This window comes from Ureibacillus sp. FSL E2-3493, from assembly GCF_038077515.1.
Taxonomy (GTDB): Bacteria; Bacillota; Bacilli; order Bacillales_A; family Planococcaceae; genus Ureibacillus; species Ureibacillus halotolerans.
The window spans coordinates 3,118,797-3,143,276 of record NZ_JBBOPK010000001.1; the positions used below are offsets into that span (position 1 = coordinate 3,118,797).

16 protein-coding genes, 6 rRNA genes, 1 pseudogene and 1 riboswitch are annotated in these 24,480 nt (G+C 42.4%); all 23 genes and pseudogenes read right to left on the bottom strand.

What is annotated here, in order from left to right; genetic code table 11:
- Positions 1-22: 22 nt before the first annotated feature.
- The 23 genes and pseudogenes from MHH69_RS16040 to MHH69_RS16150 all read right to left on the bottom strand — a co-directional run bounded on the left by MHH69_RS16040 (position 23) and on the right by MHH69_RS16150 (position 24,305).
- Positions 23-1,117: a mechanosensitive ion channel family protein gene (locus MHH69_RS16040; RefSeq protein ID WP_341362744.1), complete on the bottom strand. Its 1,095-nt coding sequence runs from the start codon at positions 1,115-1,117 to the stop codon at positions 23-25.
- Positions 1,118-2,320: 1,203 nt separating this feature from the next.
- Positions 2,321-2,436, bottom strand: a 5S ribosomal RNA gene (gene rrf / locus MHH69_RS16045).
- A gap of 60 nt (positions 2,437-2,496) precedes the next feature.
- Positions 2,497-5,416 (bottom strand): 23S ribosomal RNA (locus MHH69_RS16050).
- Between the two features lie 201 nt (positions 5,417-5,617).
- Positions 5,618-7,170 (bottom strand): 16S ribosomal RNA (locus MHH69_RS16055).
- 744 nt (positions 7,171-7,914) lie between these two features.
- A 5S ribosomal RNA gene (rrf, locus tag MHH69_RS16060) occupies positions 7,915-8,030 on the bottom strand.
- Between the two features lie 60 nt (positions 8,031-8,090).
- Positions 8,091-11,009: ribosomal RNA gene (locus MHH69_RS16065) — 23S ribosomal RNA — on the bottom strand.
- A gap of 204 nt (positions 11,010-11,213) precedes the next feature.
- Positions 11,214-12,766: ribosomal RNA gene (locus MHH69_RS16070) — 16S ribosomal RNA — on the bottom strand.
- Together the 16S, 23S and 5S rRNA genes form the textbook arrangement of a ribosomal RNA operon.
- Before the next feature lie 560 nt (positions 12,767-13,326).
- Entirely contained in the window at positions 13,327-13,782 is a 456-nt protein-coding gene (tnpA, locus tag MHH69_RS16075) for an IS200/IS605 family transposase (protein ID WP_341362949.1), read from the bottom strand.
- Between the two features lie 245 nt (positions 13,783-14,027).
- Complete coding sequence (gene tnpA / locus MHH69_RS16080; protein WP_341362949.1) at positions 14,028-14,483, bottom strand: IS200/IS605 family transposase; 456 nt, start codon at positions 14,481-14,483, stop codon at positions 14,028-14,030.
- A gap of 178 nt (positions 14,484-14,661) precedes the next feature.
- On the bottom strand, positions 14,662-15,987 hold the full coding sequence (locus tag MHH69_RS16085; protein WP_341362745.1) for an NCS2 family permease: 1,326 nt from the start codon (positions 15,985-15,987) through the stop codon (positions 14,662-14,664).
- A 175-nt stretch (positions 15,988-16,162) separates the two neighbouring features.
- Positions 16,163-16,264, bottom strand: a riboswitch (purine riboswitch).
- A gap of 237 nt (positions 16,265-16,501) precedes the next feature.
- Positions 16,502-16,957, bottom strand: a complete 456-nt coding sequence (tnpA, locus tag MHH69_RS16090; protein ID WP_341362949.1) for an IS200/IS605 family transposase — start codon at positions 16,955-16,957, stop codon at positions 16,502-16,504.
- 177 nt (positions 16,958-17,134) lie between these two features.
- Positions 17,135-17,278 (bottom strand): annotated as a pseudogene (locus tag MHH69_RS16095) (GMP synthase (glutamine-hydrolyzing)); the annotation flags it as partial.
- A gap of 100 nt (positions 17,279-17,378) precedes the next feature.
- Complete coding sequence (locus MHH69_RS16100) at positions 17,379-17,693, bottom strand: hypothetical protein (protein ID WP_341362746.1); 315 nt, start codon at positions 17,691-17,693, stop codon at positions 17,379-17,381.
- Between the two features lie 447 nt (positions 17,694-18,140).
- Positions 18,141-18,704, bottom strand: coding sequence for a recombinase family protein (locus MHH69_RS16105; RefSeq protein WP_341362747.1), 564 nt, complete (start codon positions 18,702-18,704; stop codon positions 18,141-18,143).
- Between the two features lie 550 nt (positions 18,705-19,254).
- Positions 19,255-19,440, bottom strand: a complete 186-nt coding sequence (locus MHH69_RS16110) for a hypothetical protein (protein ID WP_341362748.1) — start codon at positions 19,438-19,440, stop codon at positions 19,255-19,257.
- Positions 19,441-19,595: 155 nt separating this feature from the next.
- Positions 19,596-21,242 carry a hypothetical protein gene (locus tag MHH69_RS16115; protein WP_341362749.1) on the bottom strand — a complete coding sequence of 549 codons (1,647 nt, stop codon included), beginning with the start codon at positions 21,240-21,242 and terminating at the stop codon, positions 19,596-19,598.
- 100 nt (positions 21,243-21,342) lie between these two features.
- The gene (locus MHH69_RS16120) at positions 21,343-21,474 is read right to left on the bottom strand and encodes a hypothetical protein (protein ID WP_341362750.1); all 132 of its coding nucleotides are present in this window, start codon (positions 21,472-21,474) and stop codon (positions 21,343-21,345) included.
- Positions 21,475-21,522: 48 nt separating this feature from the next.
- Positions 21,523-22,215, bottom strand: a complete 693-nt coding sequence (locus MHH69_RS16125) for a hypothetical protein (protein WP_341362751.1) — start codon at positions 22,213-22,215, stop codon at positions 21,523-21,525.
- Positions 22,215-22,571, bottom strand: a complete 357-nt coding sequence (locus MHH69_RS16130; protein ID WP_341362752.1) for a hypothetical protein — start codon at positions 22,569-22,571, stop codon at positions 22,215-22,217. The genes MHH69_RS16125 and MHH69_RS16130 overlap by 1 nt, the downstream gene beginning before the upstream one ends.
- Positions 22,546-22,704: a hypothetical protein gene (locus MHH69_RS16135; protein WP_341362753.1), complete on the bottom strand. Its 159-nt coding sequence runs from the start codon at positions 22,702-22,704 to the stop codon at positions 22,546-22,548. The genes MHH69_RS16130 and MHH69_RS16135 overlap by 26 nt, the downstream gene beginning before the upstream one ends.
- A gap of 134 nt (positions 22,705-22,838) precedes the next feature.
- A complete protein-coding gene (locus MHH69_RS16140) occupies positions 22,839-23,078 on the bottom strand; it encodes a hypothetical protein (protein ID WP_341362754.1) in 240 nt (79 codons plus the stop codon).
- Between the two features lie 50 nt (positions 23,079-23,128).
- Positions 23,129-23,359, bottom strand: coding sequence for a helix-turn-helix domain-containing protein (locus MHH69_RS16145; RefSeq protein WP_341362755.1), 231 nt, complete (start codon positions 23,357-23,359; stop codon positions 23,129-23,131).
- A gap of 73 nt (positions 23,360-23,432) precedes the next feature.
- Positions 23,433-24,305 (bottom strand): hypothetical protein, encoded by an 873-nt coding sequence (locus MHH69_RS16150; protein WP_341362756.1) that lies wholly within the window; start codon positions 24,303-24,305, stop codon positions 23,433-23,435.
- Positions 24,306-24,480 lie beyond the last annotated feature (175 nt).

Genomic DNA, 24,480 nt, shown 5'->3' on the forward strand with positions numbered 1-24,480 from the left:
CACAATGTTTTTACTTCCTTTTTTAATTTGAAATTAAATCTCGTTCGGAATCGTTTATTTTAATCGAATCTTGGTCAACTAGGATAATGGCGGCATCATCCATCACCTGTTTAATTACAAATAAAATATCCTGCTGTACTTCGTATCTTTCATGTATATCATTAGAAGGAATATAATAACTAACTAACATTCGATAATAATCTGCATGGAACTCATCAATATAAACAAGTATTAAATCATCCTTTGATGTTTGGGGATGTAAAATAATTTGCTTGTTCACCTCATTACAAATGTTCCTAATTTCCTCTTCTGTATGTTTCGTCGATAAATAATAATAGGTTTGAATTTTCCGTTTCTCACGCTTTGTTAAATTATAAATCGGTTTATTCATTAAATAAGCATTTGGGACGTAAACAATCCCTTTATCTGCTGTTGCAATTAATGTAGATCGAAGGTTGATATCTTGAATAACACCTTCAATTTTACTATCTTCTGTTGAAATATAATCTCCTACTTGAAAAGGCTTATCCAGCGTCATCGACAATCCTCCAAAAATATGGGAGGATGTATCACGCACACCAAAAGCTAAAGCAACACTGGTAAGCCCTATTCCTGTTAAAAATCCATTCAAATTAAAATTCCATAATGAAGCGATTAATACGATCGCTATAATTGCAATAAAAGCATTCACTATACGTAATGTAAAAGGTGTTAATTTTGTGGATTTACTTACATCAAGATGAAAGGACTCGGGATGATTTGCATAATACGCTAAAACATCATAAACTCCTTTAAAGAAATAAAACACCATTAATGAATACAATAAGTTGCGCATAGAAAGACTGGAAAATAAAGAACTTTCCATAATAATGGACAATGAAAAAAAGACGATTAACGTAAAAATCGCATGTCGAATCTCTCTACTAAAATGCTCGATAATTCTAGCAGTCATTAATTTCGACTTTTTCTCAAAAAATCGAACTATTTTTTGAATCATATATTTTAATAAATAATGTTGCAGCAACCATCCAATTACTATCAATACTAAAGCACTTACTATATCGGTCAACTTTGGATCAATCATATTCGTATATATCCAACGAATTGAATCAATCATATTCTTTTACCCCTATCTAAAAAATCTTCTATTCCCTTCAATAAGAATATGAAATTCCTTTTTTAAAACTTTTATAATCATATCAAATCCAGCGAATGTGTACAATTTTACGCCTTATGTAAAGCTCATTTAATTGCTCATGTAACGAGTCACACCTGCGCTTCGGGCTTCCTTGATTCCTTGTTTTCCTCGGTCCTCCCGCTTCTCGAGTTTTTCCTTCTGCATTTTTGATCGTTGCCGATTAAAGCCTTCGGCTTTTGTATGTTGGGGACTTTTTGGATATAAAAAAAGACCACTGAATTTCAGTGATCTTTAATTGCCTAGCAACGTCCTACTCTCACAGGGGCACCCCTCAACTACCATTGACGCTCTCTGCGAAGCACGATGACACATCGGAAAACTGCGTCATCTACGTCAGTCCGATGCTCATGTACCAAGTACACTGCGCTTCGGGCCTCCTTGATTCCTTGTTTTCCTCGGTCCTCCCACTTCTCGAGTTTTTCCTTCTGCATTTTTGATCGTTCTTAAACGCGCCGATTAAAGCCTTCGGCTTTTGTTTGTTGGGGGCTTTTTGGATATAAAAAAAGACCACTGAATTTCAGTGATCTCTGTTGCCTAGCGACGTCCTACTCTCACAGGGGCACCCCTCAACTACCATCGACGCTTTCTGCGAAGCGCGATGACACGTCGGAAAACTGCGTCATCTTCGGCGGTCCGATGCTCATGTACGAAGTACACTGCGCTTCGGGTCTCCTTGATTCCTTGTTTTCCTCGGTCCTCCCACTTCTCGAGTTTTTCCTTCTGCATTTTTGATCGTTCTTAAACGCGCCGATTAAAGCCTTCGGCTTTTGTTTGTTGGGGGCTTTTTGGATATAAAAAAGACCACTGAATTTTCAGTGGTCTCTGTTGCCTAGCGACGTCCTACTCTCACAGGGGCACCCCTTAACTACCATCGCCGCTTTCTGCGAAGCGCGATGACACGTCGGAAAACTGCGTCATCTTCGGCGGTCCGATGCTCATGTACGAAGTACACTGCGCTTCGGGTCTCCTTGATTCCTTGTTTTCCTCGGTCCTCCCACTTCTCGAGTTTTTCCTTCTGCATTTTTGATCGTTCTTAAACGCGCCGATTAAAGCCTTCGGCTTTTGTTTGTTGGGGGCTTTTTGGATATAAAAAAGACCACTGAATTTTCAGTGGTCTCTGTTGCCTAGCGACGTCCTACTCTCACAGGGGGAAGCCCCCAACTACCATCGGCGCTAAAGAGCTTAACTTCCGTGTTCGGTATGGGAACGGGTGTGACCTCTTTGCCATCATCACTAGACTATTTAGTTGAGAGCTTGTTCTCTCAAAACTGGATAAAGACATTGAATGCATTCAAGATTTGGTTAAGTCCTCGATCGATTAGTATTCGTCAGCTCCATGTGTCACCACACTTCCACCTCGAACCTATCTACCTCATCGTCTTTGAGGGATCTTACTTACTTGCGTAATGGGAAATCTCATCTTGAGGGGGGCTTCATGCTTAGATGCTTTCAGCACTTATCCCGTCCACACATAGCTACCCAGCGATGCCTTTGGCAAGACAACTGGTACACCAGCGGTGTGTCCATCCCGGTCCTCTCGTACTAAGGACAGCTCCTCTCAAATTTCCTACGCCCACGACGGATAGGGACCGAACTGTCTCACGACGTTCTGAACCCAGCTCGCGTACCGCTTTAATGGGCGAACAGCCCAACCCTTGGGACCGACTACAGCCCCAGGATGCGATGAGCCGACATCGAGGTGCCAAACCTCCCCGTCGATGTGGACTCTTGGGGGAGATAAGCCTGTTATCCCCGGGGTAGCTTTTATCCGTTGAGCGATGGCCCTTCCATGCGGAACCACCGGATCACTAAGCCCGTCTTTCGACCCTGCTCGACTTGTAGGTCTCGCAGTCAAGCTCCCTTGTGCCTTTACACTCTACGAATGATTTCCAACCATTCTGAGGGAACCTTTGGGCGCCTCCGTTACCTTTTAGGAGGCGACCGCCCCAGTCAAACTGTCCACCTGACACTGTCTCCTACCCCGCTAAGGGGTATGGGTTAGAATTTCAACACAACCAGGGTAGTATCCCACCGACGCCTCCCTCGAAGCTGGCGCTCCGAGTTCTCTGGCTCCTACCTATCCTGTACAAGTTGTGCCAAAATTCAATATCAGGCTACAGTAAAGCTCCACGGGGTCTTTCCGTCCTGTCGCGGGTAACCTGCATCTTCACAGGTACTATAATTTCACCGAGTCTCTCGTTGAGACAGTGCCCAGATCGTTACGCCTTTCGTGCGGGTCGGAACTTACCCGACAAGGAATTTCGCTACCTTAGGACCGTTATAGTTACGGCCGCCGTTTACTGGGGCTTCAATTCAGAGCTTCGCTTACGCTAACCCCTCCTCTTAACCTTCCAGCACCGGGCAGGCGTCAGCCCCTATACGTCACCTTACGGTTTTGCAGAGACCTGTGTTTTTGCTAAACAGTCGCCTGGGCCTATTCACTGCGGCTCTCTCACGAGAGCACCCCTTCTCCCGAAGTTACGGGGTCATTTTGCCGAGTTCCTTAACGAGAGTTCTCTCGCACACCTTAGGATTCTCTCCTCGACTACCTGTGTCGGTTTGCGGTACGGGCACCTCCCGCCTCGCTAGAGGCTTTTCTTGGCAGCGTGAAATCAGGTACTTCGCTCAATAGAGCTCCCCATCACAACTCAACGTTATAGGAAGCGGATTTGCCTACTTCCACGCCTTATTGCTTGGGCGCGCATATCCAACAGCGCGCTTACCTTATCCTACTGCGTCCCCCCATTACTCAAACGGCGGGGAGGTGGTACAGGAATATCAACCTGTTGTCCATCGTCTACGCCTATCGGCCTCGACTTAGGTCCCGACTAACCCTGAGCGGACGAGCCTTCCTCAGGAAACCTTAGTCATACGGTGGATGGGATTCTCACCCATCTTTCGCTACTCATACCGGCATTCTCACTTCTAAGCGCTCCACCAGTCCTTCCGGTCTGACTTCAACGCCCTTAGAACGCTCTCCTACCACGGACATCAAAGATGTCCATCCACAGCTTCGGTGAATCGTTTAGCCCCGATACATTTTCGGCGCAGCGTCACTCGACCAGTGAGCTATTACGCACTCTTTAAATGATGGCTGCTTCTAAGCCAACATCCTGGTTGTCTAAGCAACGCCACATCCTTTTCCACTTAACGATTACTTTGGGACCTTAGCTGGTGGTCTGGGCTGTTTCCCTTTTGACTACGGATCTTATCACTCGCAGTCTGACTCCCGTGTATAAATATCTGGCATTCGGAGTTTGTCTGAATTCGGTAACCCGAGATGGGCCCCTAGTCCAAACAGTGCTCTACCTCCAGTATTCTTAATCACGAGGCTAGCCCTAAAGCTATTTCGGAGAGAACCAGCTATCTCCAAGTTCGATTGGAATTTCTCCGCTACCCACACCTCATCCCCGCACTTTTCAACGTGCGTGGGTTCGGGCCTCCAGTGAGTGTTACCTCACCTTCACCCTGGACATGGGTAGATCACCTGGTTTCGGGTCTACGACCACGTACTTAATACCGCCCTATTCAGACTCGCTTTCGCTACGGCTCCATCTTCTCGACTTAACCTTGCACGTAATCGTAACTCGCCGGTTCATTCTACAAAAGGCACGCTATCACCCATTAACGGGCTCTAACTACTTGTAGGCACACGGTTTCAGGTTCTATTTCACTCCCCTCCCGGGGTGCTTTTCACCTTTCCCTCACGGTACTGGTTCACTATCGGTCACTAGGGAGTATTTAGCCTTGGGAGATGGTCCTCCCGGATTCCGACGGAATTTCACGTGTTCCGCCGTACTCAGGATACACTCAAGAGAGAATGAACTTTCGACTACGGGGCTTTTACCCTCTGCGGCAGACCTTTCCAGGTCGCTTCGCCTAATTCATTCCTTTGTAACTCCATATAGAGTGTCCTACAACCCCAAGAGGCAAGCCTCTTGGTTTGGGCTATTCCCGTTTCGCTCGCCGCTACTCAGGGAATCGAATATTTTCTTTCTCTTCCTCCAGGTACTTAGATGTTTCAGTTCCCTGGGTATGCCATCATGACGCTATGTATTCACGTCAAGATACTGTTCCATTACGAACAGTGGGTTCCCCCATTCGGAAATCTCCGGATCAAAGCTTACTTACAGCTCCCCGAAGCATATCGGTGTTAGTGCCGTCCTTCATCGGCTCCTAGTGCCAAGGCATCCACCGTGCGCCCTTCATAACTTAACCTAAAAAAGTTAGTTACTGCTTTTCTTATAAAGAAAAGACTTAAGAACTTTACGATAAATTACTTGAATTTTGTTGCTTTCAATGTCGTTTTATCCAGTTTTCAAAGAACAAGTTTTGAAGATTACTCTGAACCTTCAAAACTGAACACAAAACGTTAATGTTGATTGACCCAAGGTCAATCATTCCGTTATATATCCTTAGAAAGGAGGTGATCCAGCCGCACCTTCCGATACGGCTACCTTGTTACGACTTCACCCCAATCATCTGTCCCACCTTCGGCGGCTGGCTCCAAAAGGTTACCTCACCGACTTCGGGTGTTACAAACTCTCGTGGTGTGACGGGCGGTGTGTACAAGGCCCGGGAACGTATTCACCGCGGCATGCTGATCCGCGATTACTAGCGATTCCGGCTTCATGTAGGCGAGTTGCAGCCTACAATCCGAACTGAGAACGGTTTTATCGGATTAGCTCCCCCTCGCGGGTTGGCAACCGTTTGTACCGTCCATTGTAGCACGTGTGTAGCCCAGGTCATAAGGGGCATGATGATTTGACGTCATCCCCACCTTCCTCCGGTTTGTCACCGGCAGTCTCCTTAGAGTGCCCAACTAAATGATGGCAACTAAGAACAAGGGTTGCGCTCGTTGCGGGACTTAACCCAACATCTCACGACACGAGCTGACGACAACCATGCACCACCTGTCACCACTGTCCCCGAAGGGAAAACTATGTCTCCATAGCGGTCAATGGGATGTCAAGACCTGGTAAGGTTCTTCGCGTTGCTTCGAATTAAACCACATGCTCCACCGCTTGTGCGGGCCCCCGTCAATTCCTTTGAGTTTCAGTCTTGCGACCGTACTCCCCAGGCGGAGTGCTTAATGCGTTAGCTGCAGCACTAAGGGGCGGAAACCCCCTAACACTTAGCACTCATCGTTTACGGCGTGGACTACCAGGGTATCTAATCCTGTTTGCTCCCCACGCTTTCGCGCCTCAGCGTCAGTTACAGACCAGAAAGTCGCCTTCGCCACTGGTGTTCCTCCAAATCTCTACGCATTTCACCGCTACACTTGGAATTCCACTTTCCTCTTCTGCACTCAAGTCCTCCAGTTTCCAATGACCCTCCACGGTTGAGCCGTGGGCTTTCACATCAGACTTAAAGGACCGCCTGCGCGCGCTTTACGCCCAATAATTCCGGACAACGCTTGCCACCTACGTATTACCGCGGCTGCTGGCACGTAGTTAGCCGTGGCTTTCTAATAAGGTACCGTCAAGGTACAGCCAGTTACTACTGTACTTGTTCTTCCCTTACAACAGAGTTTTACGATCCGAAAACCTTCTTCACTCACGCGGCGTTGCTCCATCAGGCTTTCGCCCATTGTGGAAGATTCCCTACTGCTGCCTCCCGTAGGAGTCTGGGCCGTGTCTCAGTCCCAGTGTGGCCGATCACCCTCTCAGGTCGGCTACGCATCGTCGCCTTGGTGAGCCGTTACCTCACCAACTAGCTAATGCGCCGCGGGCCCATCCTATAGCGATAGCTAGATGCCATCTTTCAACATCTCATCAGGAGATAAAATGTATTATTCGGTATTAGCCCCGGTTTCCCGGAGTTATCCCCAACTATAGGGCAGGTTGCCCACGTGTTACTCACCCGTCCGCCGCTAACGTCAAAGGAGCAAGCTCCTTATCTGTTCGCTCGACTTGCATGTATTAGGCACGCCGCCAGCGTTCGTCCTGAGCCAGGATCAAACTCTCCATAAAAGAAAATTTGATAAAGCTCTAAATTTACACTGGCATCATAATGATGTCCAAAATTTTGTTTCAACTGTTAAGTTGAAACTGTATTTCATTAACGTTTTGTTGTTCAGTTTTCAAGGTTCATAATCACTGTCTATCAACAGCGACTTATATATCATAACACCTATTAACAAAGATGTCAATGAGTTTTTTGTTTTTAACAATTAACTCTATTATTCTATCAAGTCAGGTAAATTTGATTTACTGAGTCGACAAACTTCATTATACCAGCTTATCACAAACAAATCAATAACTTTTTATATTTTTAATAAGTTTTTGATGTCGTAATAGCGACATGTATTAATATATCACTATTTTTTTCTATATGCAAGCTAAAACTTAAAGTTATTTAGTATTTCTGTTTCATTTTTTAATTAGTCAAATCACCAGCTTTACATATTATCAAATGTTAATCACCAAACACCCTACTCTCACAGGGGCACCCCTCAACTACCATCGACGCTTTCTGCGAAGCGCGATGACGCGTCGGAAAACTGCGTCATCTGCATCAGTCCGATGCTCATGTACCAAGTACACTGCGCTTCGGGCCTCCTTGATTCCTTGTTTTCCTCGGTCCTCCCACTTCTCGAGTTTTTTCTTCTGTACTTTTGTTTGTTCTTAAACGCGCCGATTAAAGCCTTCGGCTTTTGTTTGTTGGGGGCTTTTTGGATATAAAAAAAGACCACTGAATTTTCAGTGGTCTCTGTTGCCTAGCAACGTCCTACTCTCACAGGGGGAAGCCCCCAACTACCATCGGCGCTAAAGAGCTTAACTTCCGTGTTCGGTATGGGAACGGGTGTGACCTCTTTGCCATCATCACTAGACTATTTAGTTGAGAGCTTGTTCTCTCAAAACTGGATAAAGACATTGAATGCATTCAAGATTTGGTTAAGTCCTCGATCGATTAGTATTCGTCAGCTCCATGTGTCACCACACTTCCACCTCGAACCTATCTACCTCATCGTCTTTGAGGGATCTTACTTACTTGCGTAATGGGAAATCTCATCTTGAGGGGGGCTTCATGCTTAGATGCTTTCAGCACTTATCCCGTCCACACATAGCTACCCAGCGATGCCTTTGGCAAGACAACTGGTACACCAGCGGTGTGTCCATCCCGGTCCTCTCGTACTAAGGACAGCTCCTCTCAAATTTCCTACGCCCACGACGGATAGGGACCGAACTGTCTCACGACGTTCTGAACCCAGCTCGCGTACCGCTTTAATGGGCGAACAGCCCAACCCTTGGGACCGACTACAGCCCCAGGATGCGATGAGCCGACATCGAGGTGCCAAACCTCCCCGTCGATGTGGACTCTTGGGGGAGATAAGCCTGTTATCCCCGGGGTAGCTTTTATCCGTTGAGCGATGGCCCTTCCATGCGGAACCACCGGATCACTAAGCCCGTCTTTCGACCCTGCTCGACTTGTAGGTCTCGCAGTCAAGCTCCCTTGTGCCTTTACACTCTACGAATGATTTCCAACCATTCTGAGGGAACCTTTGGGCGCCTCCGTTACCTTTTAGGAGGCGACCGCCCCAGTCAAACTGTCCACCTGACACTGTCTCCTACCCCGCTAAGGGGTATGGGTTAGAATTTCAACACAACCAGGGTAGTATCCCACCGACGCCTCCCTCGAAGCTGGCGCTCCGAGTTCTCTGGCTCCTACCTATCCTGTACAAGTTGTGCCAAAATTCAATATCAGGCTACAGTAAAGCTCCACGGGGTCTTTCCGTCCTGTCGCGGGTAACCTGCATCTTCACAGGTACTATAATTTCACCGAGTCTCTCGTTGAGACAGTGCCCAGATCGTTACGCCTTTCGTGCGGGTCGGAACTTACCCGACAAGGAATTTCGCTACCTTAGGACCGTTATAGTTACGGCCGCCGTTTACTGGGGCTTCAATTCAGAGCTTCGCTAATGCTAACCCCTCCTCTTAACCTTCCAGCACCGGGCAGGCGTCAGCCCCTATACGTCACCTTACGGTTTTGCAGAGACCTGTGTTTTTGCTAAACAGTCGCCTGGGCCTATTCACTGCGGCTCTCTCACGAGAGCACCCCTTCTCCCGAAGTTACGGGGTCATTTTGCCGAGTTCCTTAACGAGAGTTCTCTCGCACACCTTAGGATTCTCTCCTCGACTACCTGTGTCGGTTTGCGGTACGGGCACCTCCCGCCTCGCTAGAGGCTTTTCTTGGCAGCGTGAAATCAGGTACTTCGCTCAATAGAGCTCCCCATCACAACTCAACGTTATAGGAAGCGGATTTGCCTACTTCCACGCCTTATTGCTTGGGCGCGCATATCCAACAGCGCGCTTACCTTATCCTACTGCGTCCCCCCATTACTCAAACGGCGGGGAGGTGGTACAGGAATATCAACCTGTTGTCCATCGTCTACGCCTATCGGCCTCGACTTAGGTCCCGACTAACCCTGAGCGGACGAGCCTTCCTCAGGAAACCTTAGTCATACGGTGGATGGGATTCTCACCCATCTTTCGCTACTCATACCGGCATTCTCACTTCTAAGCGCTCCACCAGTCCTTCCGGTCTGACTTCAACGCCCTTAGAACGCTCTCCTACCACGGACATCAAAGATGTCCATCCACAGCTTCGGTGAATCGTTTAGCCCCGATACATTTTCGGCGCAGCGTCACTCGACCAGTGAGCTATTACGCACTCTTTAAATGATGGCTGCTTCTAAGCCAACATCCTGGTTGTCTAAGCAACGCCACATCCTTTTCCACTTAACGATTACTTTGGGACCTTAGCTGGTGGTCTGGGCTGTTTCCCTTTTGACTACGGATCTTATCACTCGCAGTCTGACTCCCGTGTATAAATATCTGGCATTCGGAGTTTGTCTGAATTCGGTAACCCGAGATGGGCCCCTAGTCCAAACAGTGCTCTACCTCCAGTATTCTTAATCACGAGGCTAGCCCTAAAGCTATTTCGGAGAGAACCAGCTATCTCCAAGTTCGATTGGAATTTCTCCGCTACCCACACCTCATCCCCGCACTTTTCAACGTGCGTGGGTTCGGGCCTCCAGTGAGTGTTACCTCACCTTCACCCTGGACATGGGTAGATCACCTGGTTTCGGGTCTACGACCACGTACTCATTCGCCCTATTCAGACTCGCTTTCGCTACGGCTCCATCTTCTCGACTTAACCTTGCACGTAATCGTAACTCGCCGGTTCATTCTACAAAAGGCACGCTATCACCCATTAACGGGCTCTAACTACTTGTAGGCACACGGTTTCAGGTTCTATTTCACTCCCCTCCCGGGGTGCTTTTCACCTTTCCCTCACGGTACTGGTTCACTATCGGTCACTAGGGAGTATTTAGCCTTGGGAGATGGTCCTCCCGGATTCCGACGGAATTTCACGTGTTCCGCCGTACTCAGGATACACTCAAGAGAGAATGAACTTTCGACTACGGGGCTTTTACCCTCTGTGGCAGACCTTTCCAGGTCGTTTCGCCTAATTCATTCCTTTGTAACTCTTGTATTGAGTGTCCTACAACCCCAAGAGGCAAGCCTCTTGGTTTGGGCTTTTCCCGTTTCGCTCGCCGCTACTCAGGGAATCGAATATTTTCTTTCTCTTCCTCCAGGTACTTAGATGTTTCAGTTCCCTGGGTATGCCATCATGACGCTATGTATTCACGTCAAGATACTGTTCCATTACGAACAGTGGGTTCCCCCATTCGGAAATCTCCGGATCAAAGCTTACTTACAGCTCCCCGAAGCATATCGGTGTTAGTGCCGTCCTTCATCGGCTCCTAGTGCCAAGGCATCCACCGTGCGCCCTTCATAACTTAACCTAAAAAAAGTTAGTTACTGCTCTTCTTGATTCAAGAAAAGACTTAAGAACTTTACGATAAATTACTTGAATTTTGTTGCTTTCAATGTCGTTTTATCCAGTTTTCAAAGAACAAGTTTTGAAGATTACTCTGAACCTTCAAAACTGAACACAAAACGTTAATGTTGATTGACCCAAGGTCAATCATTCCGTTATATATCCTTAGAAAGGAGGTGATCCAGCCGCACCTTCCGATACGGCTACCTTGTTACGACTTCACCCCAATCATCTGTCCCACCTTCGGCGGCTGGCTCCAAAAGGTTACCTCACCGACTTCGGGTGTTACAAACTCTCGTGGTGTGACGGGCGGTGTGTACAAGGCCCGGGAACGTATTCACCGCGGCATGCTGATCCGCGATTACTAGCGATTCCGGCTTCATGTAGGCGAGTTGCAGCCTACAATCCGAACTGAGAACGGTTTTATCGGATTAGCTCCCCCTCGCGGGTTGGCAACCGTTTGTACCGTCCATTGTAGCACGTGTGTAGCCCAGGTCATAAGGGGCATGATGATTTGACGTCATCCCCACCTTCCTCCGGTTTGTCACCGGCAGTCTCCTTAGAGTGCCCAACTAAATGATGGCAACTAAGAACAAGGGTTGCGCTCGTTGCGGGACTTAACCCAACATCTCACGACACGAGCTGACGACAACCATGCACCACCTGTCACCACTGTCCCCGAAGGGAAAACTATGTCTCCATAGCGGTCAATGGGATGTCAAGACCTGGTAAGGTTCTTCGCGTTGCTTCGAATTAAACCACATGCTCCACCGCTTGTGCGGGCCCCCGTCAATTCCTTTGAGTTTCAGTCTTGCGACCGTACTCCCCAGGCGGAGTGCTTAATGCGTTAGCTGCAGCACTAAGGGGCGGAAACCCCCTAACACTTAGCACTCATCGTTTACGGCGTGGACTACCAGGGTATCTAATCCTGTTTGCTCCCCACGCTTTCGCGCCTCAGCGTCAGTTACAGACCAGAAAGTCGCCTTCGCCACTGGTGTTCCTCCAAATCTCTACGCATTTCACCGCTACACTTGGAATTCCACTTTCCTCTTCTGCACTCAAGTCCTCCAGTTTCCAATGACCCTCCACGGTTGAGCCGTGGGCTTTCACATCAGACTTAAAGGACCGCCTGCGCGCGCTTTACGCCCAATAATTCCGGACAACGCTTGCCACCTACGTATTACCGCGGCTGCTGGCACGTAGTTAGCCGTGGCTTTCTAATAAGGTACCGTCAAGGTACAGCCAGTTACTACTGTACTTGTTCTTCCCTTACAACAGAGTTTTACGATCCGAAAACCTTCTTCACTCACGCGGCGTTGCTCCATCAGGCTTTCGCCCATTGTGGAAGATTCCCTACTGCTGCCTCCCGTAGGAGTCTGGGCCGTGTCTCAGTCCCAGTGTGGCCGATCACCCTCTCAGGTCGGCTACGCATCGTCGCCTTGGTGAGCCGTTACCTCACCAACTAGCTAATGCGCCGCGGGCCCATCCTATAGCGATAGCTAGATGCCATCTTTCAACATTCCATCAGGAGATGAAATGGATTATTCGGTATTAGCCCCGGTTTCCCGGAGTTATCCCCAACTATAGGGCAGGTTGCCCACGTGTTACTCACCCGTCCGCCGCTAACGTCAAAGGAGCAAGCTCCTTATCTGTTCGCTCGACTTGCATGTATTAGGCACGCCGCCAGCGTTCGTCCTGAGCCAGGATCAAACTCTCCATAAAAGAAAATTTGATAAAGCTCAAATTATGCTGGCATCATAATGATGTCCAAAATTTCGTTTCAACTGTTAAGTCGAAACTGTATTTCATTAACGTTTTGTTGTTCAGTTTTCAAGGTTCATCTCGTTGCTCATTAACAGCAACTTTTATATCTTATCAAACTAACAATTACATGTCAACAACTTTTCTAACGTTGCTTTCGTTTGAGAAGACTTTATCTACTATAACAAATTATTGTTGTAGTGTCAATTATTTTTTGATGTTGTTTTGTATTGTTTCAACAGAACGTTTATTACTATATCACCTCAACCTTCCGTATGCAAGGTCAAATATAAAAGTAAAACAATTCAATATAATTAGAAACTAATGTAATTAAAACACACAATTATTATATTATAGAAGAAACTCTATCTTTCCCTCTGTTTTGATCAAGCAATCCAGTCTTTTTTCTTATAATAAATATCCGCCTGTAAAACAGGCGGTTTTAGTAACGCCCTATAAGGGCTCCTTACTAACTGCCCCTAAAGGGGCTTTTTTAATTGACCGTCAACCGTATTTGTTCTTTAATCTCGTTTAAATGGGTCTATATATTCTCTACTCGTCATTTGATCACGTAATCGATCTTCAGCTTCTTGTTCCCTAATGTATTTTGCTACCGCTTTTTCGTTAAGACCTACTGTAGTGACATAATATCCTTTTGCCCAAAACGTTCGATTTCCGTGTTTATATTTTAAATTTGCATGTCTATCGTGAATCATTAAAGAACTCTTTCCTTTTAAATAGCCTACGAATTGTGATACGGATAATTTTGGAGGAATTTTAACCAGCATATGTATATGATCTGGCATTGCATGTCCTTCTATGAGTTCTACGTCTTTCATTTCACATAGACGTCTTAAAATCGCTCCGATGTCTTTTCTTAATTCACCGTAGATTACTTTCCTTCTGTATTTTGGTATAAAAACTATGTGATACTTACAATTCCATCTTGTGTGTGATAAACTATTGTCGCTCGACATTGAGCAAAACTCCTCTCGATTTGAATTTGGTTTGACGGCCATTTTCATTATATCGAGAGGAGTTTTTAATTCCATCTCCATTACCACTCTAAAAGTATATTTTCACACGTGCAGAGCACGTGGTTTTAAAAGAATTAATAAATATCCGCCTGTAAAACAGGCGGTTTTAGTAACGCCCTATAAGGGCTCCTTACTAACTGCCCCTAAAGGGGCTTTTTTAATTGACCGTCAACCGTATTTGTTCTTTAATCTCGTTTAAATGGGTCTATATATTCTCTACTCGTCATTTGATCACGTAATCGATCTTCAGCTTCTTGTTCCCTAATGTATTTTGCTACCGCTTTTTCGTTAAGACCTACTGTAGTGACATAATATCCTTTTGCCCAAAACGTTCGATTTCCGTGTTTATATTTTAAATTTGCATGTCTATCGTGAATCATTAAAGAACTCTTTCCTTTTAAATAGCCTACGAATTGTGATACGGATAATTTTGGAGGAATTTTAACCAGCATATGTATATGATCTGGCATTGCATGTCCTTCTATGAGTTCTACGTCTTTCATTTCACATAGACGTCTTAAAATCGCTCCGATGTCTTTTCTTAATTCACCGTAGATTACTTTCCTTCTGTATTTTGGTATAAAAACTATGTGATACTTACAATTCCATCTTGTGTGTGATAAACTATTGTCGCTCGACATTGAGCAAAACTCCTCTCGATTTGAATTTGGTTTGACGGCCATTTTCATTATATCGAGAGGAGTTTTTAATTCCATCTCCATTACCACTCTAAAAGTATATTTTCACACGTGCAGAGCACGTGGTTTTAAAAGAATTAATAAAAAAGGTTGGAAGCATTACGCATTCCAACCTAAGTTTTTATAAAGTTATAAGATATGCTAAGAAAATCAAAGCAAATATATACATAATAAGACTAACTTCTTTAGCTCTACCTTTTACAACCATTGTTAATGGATAAAAAATGAAACCTACCGCGATACCTGTTGCAATAGAACCAGTTAAAGGCATCATGATCATTGTTAGGAAAGCAGGTACTGCTAATTCAAAACGATTCCAATCAATTTGTCCTAATGAAGATACCATTAAAACACCAACAATAATAAGTGCTGGTGCAGTAACGGCACTCGTTACGACCGATAACACCGGTGAGAAGAATAATGCTAGTAAGAATAAAATCCCCGTTACAATAGAAGCAAAACCAGTTCGAGCACCAGCAGCTACTCCTGAAGATGATTCAACGTATGATGTTACTGTTGAAGTACCGAAGATTGAACCTGCAATTGTTGCAATCGAGTCTGAGATTAACGCTTTCCCTGCACGTGGTAAGCGGTTATCTTTTACAAAACCTGCTTGGTTTGCTACCGCCATAAGGGTACCAGCGTTATCAAAGAAATCTACAAATAAGAAAGTCAAAATAACAGAAAGCATTGATAATGTATAAAATTCCGGATCAGAAAATGCACTGAACAATGATCCAAATGTTGGTGAAATACTAGGTGGAGCAGATAATACTTTCTCTGGTAAATCCACAAGTCCAAATATCATTCCGACAACAGCCGTAATGACCATCCCATAAAATACTCCACCTTTTAGTCCAAGAACCATTAAGATGACAGTAACGATAATACCAAATATCGCTAGTAAAACTGTTGAATCATGTAAATTGCCAAGGCCAATTAATGTATTTGGATTACTTACGATAATCCCCGCATTTTTAAAACCAATAAAAGCAACAAACAAACCAATTCCAGCCCCTACTGCTAACTTCAATTGCATCGGAATGGCATTAATTAATTTTTCACGTAAACCTGTTAACGTTAATATTAAGAAGAATACCCCTGAAATAAATACTGCCGCTAAAGCATGTTGCCACGGACTACCGTTTGTTAATATTACCGTATAGGCAAAAAACGCGTTAAGCCCAAGTCCAGGTGCTAATGCTAAAGGATATTTTGCTAAAATCCCCATTACGAAACACCCAATTGCAGCTGATACTGCAGTAGCAACAAATACTGCCCCATAATCCATACGAAGAGCATCAGGAAGATCTTTTACGTCATTTAACGTTAAAGTCAAAGGATTTACTACTAATATATAAGCCATTGCAAGGAAAGTAGTAAAACCTCCTAATATTTCACGACCATATGAAGTACCTAGTTCATCAAATTGAAAATACTTTTTCATTTTTTCCTCCGAATTACTCGTCTGTAATGTCATTCGAATTATATAACTTCATACATGTGTTTAAATTATGCGTAAAAGAAATCAATCTAATCCTTTTTTCGCAAAATAAAAGACACGCACCTATTTAGAGTTGCATGTCTACGATTCGCAAGAATAACTATATAAAAATAGCATTCTTCCTTTTATCTTAAATCGTAGTCAAGCTATTTAAGGTAGCTTGGTAGAAACTCACGAGCCATATTCTCGACATTATACGACGAAATATTTAATTTACTTCTGTAATATATCATCTCATTTTATGAATTTCAACCATTTTTACGAACGTTTTTATATATTTTTAGATTAAAGTTCGTAATTCGTACAGAAAATAAATAATTTATTAGAATTCCTTATCTATTATCTTAAAATAAATATCCGCCTGTAAAACAGGCGGTTTTAGTAACGCCCTATAAGGGCTCCTTACTAACTGCCCCTAAAGGGGCTTTTTTAATTGACCGTCAACCGTATTTGTTCTTTAATCTCGTTTAAATGGGTCTATATATTCTCTACTCGTCATTTGATCACGTAATCGATCTTCAGCTTCTTGTTCCCTAATGTATTTTGCTACCGCTTTTTCGTTAAGACCTACTGTAGTGACATAATATCCTTTTGCCCAAAACGTTCGATTTCCGTGTTTATATTTTAAATTTGCATGTCTATCGTGAATCATTAAAGAACTCTTTCCTTTTAAATAGCCTACGAATTGTGATACGGATAATTTTGGAGGAATTTTAACCAGCATATGTATATGATCTGGCATTGCATGTCCTTCTATGAGTTCTACGTCTTTCATTTCACATAGACGTCTTAAAATCGCTCCGATGTCTTTTCTTAATTCACCGTAGATTACTTTCCTTCTGTATTTTGGTATAAAAACTATGTGATACTTACAATTCCATCTTGTGTGTGATAAACTATTGTCGCTCGACATTGAGCAAAACTCCTCTCGATTTGAATTTGGTTTGACGGCCATTTTCATTATATCGAGAGGAGTTTTTAATTCCATCTCCATTACCACTCTAAAAGTATATTTTCACACGTGCAGAGCACGTGGTTTTAAAAGAATTAATAAAAAGAGAGCCTGAATGATTAGGCTCTCTTTTTTTGATCATTCCCACTCAATCGTTGCTGGTGGCTTAGATGTAATATCATACAGCACGCGGTTTACGTGTTTTACTTCATTAACGATGCGGACTGAGATTTTTTCTAGTACGTCCCATGGGATACGTGCCCAGTCAGATGTCATTCCGTTTTACCTTGCGCCATTTTCAGCGGAATAGCATACATATTATCATTTATAACGTTCTTTTTACTACCGTAGTTAAACGAATTTAATAGTAGTATGTTACGGTTTATTTTACAGATTTTTCTGCGGAATAGCAAGCGGAAATATTATTCTGACAATTAAATCTTTCATCGGGATTATATCCGTAAATTACCGATAAAGCGTAAGATTGACTATCCGAATATCCTTCCATCTTAACTTGACTACGTATTATTAATAACGCAGCAATTGCTCTATCGTCTAACCACCATTTTCCTTGCAAATCTTTATAAGCAAACGTCGATATAATCAGCGATATTTCCGCACATTTTCGTCTAATATAACCGTCTGTATATCCGGTCTTTTCTGCTGCTGCGATTGAATTATAGCGATACGTTATCATATAAGATTACCGTCTTTCTGCGACGTCGACTAATCGCTTACTCTCGAGGCAATATTTACTATACTACCTACGACTATAATCTGCAACGATTATTTTCTCCTCAAATCCTTGGCGCTCTAAGGCTCGCGCGTTATTCTTACGTTAATTTCCGTCATATTTTATGCATATATGTCGACTCAACTAGTCGTTACTTGCATATATCACTTCATACTTTTGCGTCAGTTTTGCGTTAAAAGTCCATCTATAATATGCGTCAGTTTTGCGTTAATGAGACGAATCGAATCGACTAACTATCCGCATAAACGAATTTCGAGCGCTCTCATTGTACGTTTTAACCTAATAACCTGCGGACCAAAGTGATTTTTTATTGCTCGTATTTTAAAGGCGCTTGACGGCGCTTTCCAACTTTTGAGAGGCCCCCCCGGTCATAAAAAAAGACGCAACCCGTTAAGGCTGCGTAAGTTTACGTTTCTTTGCTTCGCGTTTTAATGTTGCGATACTGATTCCGGTCATATCTGCGACTTGACTAAAGCTATGCGTCTCTTTAAGTTTCATAGCGTGATCTAACTGCGTCTTAGTATATTTCGGCGGTCTACCTTCTCGGAAGTCGTCCTTTTGCTTCGCTATCGCCTTTCCTTCTTGCGTTCGTTCTACGATTAGATTACGTTCCATTTCCGCTACCGCTAATAACGTTGTTAAAAAGAATCGCCCCATTGTCGTATTCTCCAGTAATCCTACGTTCAATACGTGTACTTTTACGCCTCTTTCGAATAGCGCCTCGATTACTTCGATACCTTCTTTCGTATTACGAGCAAGGCGGTCTAACTTCGTTACTACTAACGTATCTCCAGCCTTTAATACATCCATAACCTCGTTAAACTTCGGGCGATCAGTCTTAGTACCCGTAAAGTGTTCACGGTAGATAACTTCGCAACCTTCCGCTTCTAACGCTTGTAATTGCGATTCTAGTTCCTGCGACATTGTGCTAACGCGTGCATATCCGTACTTCATCGTAATATCCTCTCACTTTCGACACTAAGTTATGATACCGATTGATACCTTGATATTACTACGTTCCTATTTCGGTGTCAATACTTTTAAGTTATGATACCAAACGCGATAATTAAACCCCTAAGTTTTCCGGATATGCACACGCTAAAGAATGTTACTTCACTTTCGAAAGTGTTTCGGTAGTCACGCGCCAAGACCATCCGCCTATTAAATCGCATATAAATAGCGGAATTACTAAAGAAAACTAAACGCCAATTAGCGTTAAAATGTACGGTTTTGTAAACTTCTAACCGCCGATTTCCGTTAATTTTACGTTTGAGTTTCTTCTATAATATATTCACGATTTTGATATGTTTTATCTATCGGCGGTCGTAGGTTTACATTGCACTATTTTGAGCGTTTTAGTTTGCGTTAAAATTACGTCTAATGACGGTAGCCTTCCACTTTTTAATTGGCCGCTTAGCTTACGGAGTTTTTCGGTTATATCGATTATCTTCACACCCCTTTAGTTCAAAATAAAAAGCACCCTCTAATGAGAGTGCATAAATTTTTATAGATTAAACGGATTCTCAATGGATTTTTTTAGATTTTCTAATGCCCGTTCTGCCTCTTTTAAAGCTTTTTCTATTTCTGTCTTTTTTTCCAATGTATAATTAGATGTCTCAATTACTTTCTTCTGTCTTTCGATTTCTTGTAATCTCTCATTATAGATTAGTATCGCTTCTTCTTTACGCAAAATAACCCCTCCTTTCATTTACTTATTTCGACAAAAGGGTATATTTTCCTCTAATTAAAAAACACCCAATAGGAGTTCAATATCCTTCCTATTTCAAAAAAATAATCCATAGAATCAAAAGAAACTGTGGTCTCGTTATGTCTTAAGTACTTTTGTTAATAAAAATCAACCCAGGCTGTTCCGTTATAGCCTTGATGTTTTTTGGTTGTTGGATTCCATCTAATAGCCCCAGCAATTTCGGTCATTACTTGCTCTCCAGTTAGTATTATGCCATTCTGTTTAGTGTTTGCTGTATATTGATCGTTATCTCTTCTAATTTCTAATGTATTTGCTTCGTTAACTTGTAATCTTGCCCCACCAACTCCAGGAGATACAATATGCAATTCACCTTTATCACTCTGCGTTGCGTAGATTCTTAATTTTGCGTAGGATGTAACTTGTTGGAGTTTATTTGGATAAATACTATCCCCATAAAAATTAGCTGTTTTTACTCTTGAAGCTAATAACTCATTTAATTCCATATTTAATAGTAAAGTACTGGCTTTATTGTAAATTGACAAAGCAGCGTTTCCTTCACTATTTTTACCAATAACAATCTTTCCTTCTGCTATTCCTTTATCACGCAGTAATATTTCCTTCGCATTAATATAAGAACCTCCATCAGTTTCTAAAAGGAGTTTTTGGGAGGCTGCTAATTTAATACCATTTGGAATAATATATGAATCTGAATCGGACGGAATTGTACCAACCAAGTATTTAATATTTGATCCTTCTGATAATCCTATATGCCATTTTCCATTTCTGTTATAAGCTGAATAATAAATTTTAACAACATCACCAACGAACACTAACGAAGAACGATATAATTTTACACTGTCCCAACTATTAGAGTTTAATGGAGTTGGTTGCATAATAGTTTCAACGGAGAAAGACATGCCATCTACCGAAATACCATGACATAACTCTGCTCTATCATCCGTTAATCCTACATTACTATTACCGCAACTAGCGAGAATCTCATATTGACCGTTATTTTTGACTATATCTAAATGCCAAGGATAATATGTCCAACCCGTTTCGCCGTATCGTTTGGCTTTTGTAAAATCTAAAGGTACATACACTTCACTACTCCAAGTTACTCCATCTACACTTTCAATATATCTAACATTTCTACGACTCACGTACCACATTTTATATTTATTTTCATCATAAATCACAGCCGGAGATAGTATTTGATATGTTGCATTAGGAACTTCTATCATTACCTCTCTTTCAGACCATGTAGCCCCATCAGTCGTGTATTTTCTAAGAATTTGTTCGAATGCCCCGTTTTTATTTAAACGGTACCAACATTCTAAACGTTGTAAATCCTCTCTCCATACCAAATGAGTATCTGACATATGGTAACCGTCAGCTAATTGTTCTGCGGTAGGAACATCGATTGGATTCTTAGCATACGGGTTTTCAATCCAAGTCACTCCATCGTTAGATACAGCGATGCAAGGATTTTCATAATCATCGTTTGAATCTGGGTATGGAGTATAAGCCATCCAATAGTAATAGGATTTAAATTTATTAGGGAAATACTTAATTGACGGATGACATGATTGACCGCTACCTTCATACGTGGGGATATATAAAGGAATTGCCGCATTAGCAATATGATTTATCTTCTCATCCATTTCTTTTAATTCCGCAGTAAGACGACTATCTACTTCGTTTATAGCCGTTGCATCGATTTGCTGAATCGGTTGCCATTGCGTACCATCAAAGCGGTAAACAATACCAGTATCTCTAGCCATTGATGCGTTCCCTTCTACTGCGTTCGGGTAAGTTGTAGCTAAATCTGCAAAAGTGTCTACCGGTGCTAGCCAATCAAGTTTAGCCGCATCTACTACTTTTTCAAATGCCTGCGTCAGAAACCGTTTGTACTACGTTGTTATAACCTTGTTCGATTTTCGTCCAATTCTCATTAATTTTAAAACGCTCAAGACGTGAAAGTGGCGATTCTGTTCGGTTTAATGAAAATGCCATTAGTTTATCATCCCTTCTTATTTTTGCTAAATAAAAAACCGCCGAAAATTATCGACGGTCTACGCTAATTTTAAAAATGTTATAGGTTGTTAAAGGATTTGCTTGTAAATTTCGGTATGCATCTGCTAACGCTAATTCCGGTGACGAGAGGCTTTGAGCCGATCGAATTACCCCACTAATCGCTAATCGACTTTCGGGCGCTATATCCATTAGACATGCTAATTGGCTTTGTAGGACGATTTTTTGTCCGTCACTCAAACGTTCTACATCGCTTGCAAATCGTGACAATATCGCATCTTTCCCATTTTTTGTTGGCTCCATGCTAATTTCGAGTGCATAACGGTTATATAATTGTTCAGCGCTTGCCTTTTCGTTTGCTGTTGGAGTAATAGCGAATCGTAACGCTCGTTCTTGCGCCATTTCCGTTAATTCTGCTTTTTTCTTCGACCATTCAGCCTCGACTTGTTTCGCTACTTCGTCAAGTTCTTTCCGTGCTTTTTTAGTTACATACTCGACAGCTTCTTCATTGTCTCGCGGATCATCGCTCTCGCTAATTTTTCTAACCGTTTCTTTATATTGTTTCAGAGCTTGCGTCATTTTTGCGTTTAATTCAGCGTATCCAGGAACGTTAATGATATAACCTTCCCCGTTAGCCCGTTTTGCTTCCGCCTCTGCCATCTCTAATTGCGTTGTAAGTCCTGCGTGCTTTCCTTGTGTATTGTAAAAGAATGTTTCTCCCATTATCTGATCGCTCCTTTTAATGTTTCCTCTATTTTTGTTTGACGCTGCAATTCAACGATATAATTCGCAACTTTGACCGGGTCATTTGCTTGTCGAATTAGATAAAGCGCATCTTTATTAAACGTTTTTGCATCAGTTAATATCTTTATTGCTTTGTCCTCGGATGCTTTTCGCGTTTTTTGTTCTTCAATTTGTTTTAATTTACCTTGCGCTTCTTCATACATTTTCTTATAGTTCGGAATATCAGACTTATAGTTACCATCCTGTATGTCTTTCAATTGTTTTTTAAAGTCTGCTTCTATTTCGGCTAATGCCACACTCACGGCCTTATCAACGTCTTGCTCTGTAAATTCCATTGTTTTTGCCTCCCATTTTAAATTCTTCTAATTGTAATATTGTTACTAGCGGTAATAACTCTGAAATTGCGAAACTAGTTCGCTTTGGGTGTCTTGATTTCCGTTTTGGTTTACGTTTTTTATCATCTCTCATTTTCCATCTCCCATTTCCGACACTCGTAATTTTTAGTAACATATATGAACATAAAACCGTTAAATCCCTTGATTTGGAACGTTTTTAAACATATCTTAAGAGGATTTATCATTAACGGGCTAATTACTCTAAAATCAAGCTGATTCTCCGGTTTTATGTAAGCTATAATTAACTCTCTTTTCTATCCGTTTCGCCTTCCGATAGTCTGCGTTAGGTATTCGCCATTGCAAGCCGATTATTTTTCCGTTCTTTTGATATGTAGCGGTGATTTGCCAATCACGACTACGTTTAATGTTCTTAATCTCGCGATCATGTTTAAAATCGATGTACAACGTCCAGTTTTCGTTATCTAATCGCCATAATTCAGATGCCATTCAGTCCAACCCCATATCTTGTTTGACTTATTACGAATTTTATGATAATGTTATATTGGATTTTTATATTCTATTTTAATAAAAGTGTCTAAAAAAGAGAAAAATTCGTCTGTACGCTCAAAATTTCTACTGATTGCAAGTAATAAATTTGCACTTGGCTTACGACGCATCGACTCTACATCACTAATAACACTTCTCGAAAATCCTAACTTTTTTGCAAATTGCTCTTGCGTAAGATTATGGAATTTTCGCATTGCCTTGATTTGAATAATTTCGTCCATTTTTACCCTCCTTGTCGCAGAATGATTTACTTTGACGCTATCATTCTAAAAATATATGGGCTTAATGCCCTTCTTACTTATATAGGGTATTTTCCGACGGATAATCTATCTTTCCAGTAGATATATTTACAGTTAAAATCGGCTTAAACTCGGGCTTTTCTTTCCGTTTCCTCGGTCGCTTATTGACTATTGCTTGCGCTTTTCCTTTCGCGGTCTCACGATCTAATTTATAAAGTGGTTGCGCTTGTTCGTGCGCTTCATAATATTTATCGATATGGTCGGCCGTATTCGTAACATAGCAACTAACCGGTAAATATGAACCGTGTTTTTGATAGCGAAGGGTAGCTTCGTAATCTGCTTTCCGGCATTGCTCGCAGCAATAACGACTATCTGAACGTTTAGGACGCTGTTCTCGTATATTACCGCCTTCTATCACGAACATATTTAAGCAAAATTTATACCGGCATTTGCGCCATTTCCTACGTTCTGCTCGATAATAGTCCCATTGTAAAACGTTACTATACGTTGAAAGTGCGTTATTACCGAAAACGATTACGAGTATTAAATAGTAAATTACGCTCCACTCCATCCTTGAGACAATATCGTTATATAAATCCGTTACTGTAAAGTCGGCACGTTCAACATAAGCACGATCGTAGACTGGCGGATATAAACGTTCACGTTCTTGTTTCTCGCGTTCTAACTCTTTTAGCAATATATTCGCTTGTCCTTCAAGTGTTGTTTTCGGAGCCTTTCTTAGTTGTGTGTCCGTTAAATTTGCGTAAACTTCGAACTCTGAAGGTTTTTTCACTTTCGGAAAATCTGCGGAATAATTAACACTATAGACCGGCTTTAAAATCTTATAACGATCACGGTCATATATAGTAAAAGTTAGGTCTGTTTTATTCCTTTTAGGTTGGTTAGTTGCGACTGAAATAGTTGTCATTGGTTGCCTCCTTTTGCTTAGTCGATAATTCCGACTTCCACTATTCTTTATTAATCAATCTCTTTCTTTTATGCAGTTATACATATATCTATTTACCGCAATAATTAACTGTATATAAAAGTTATTTACAACTATCCCCGTCTATTATTTGCGTTAGCAAATATAGGCGGTATTA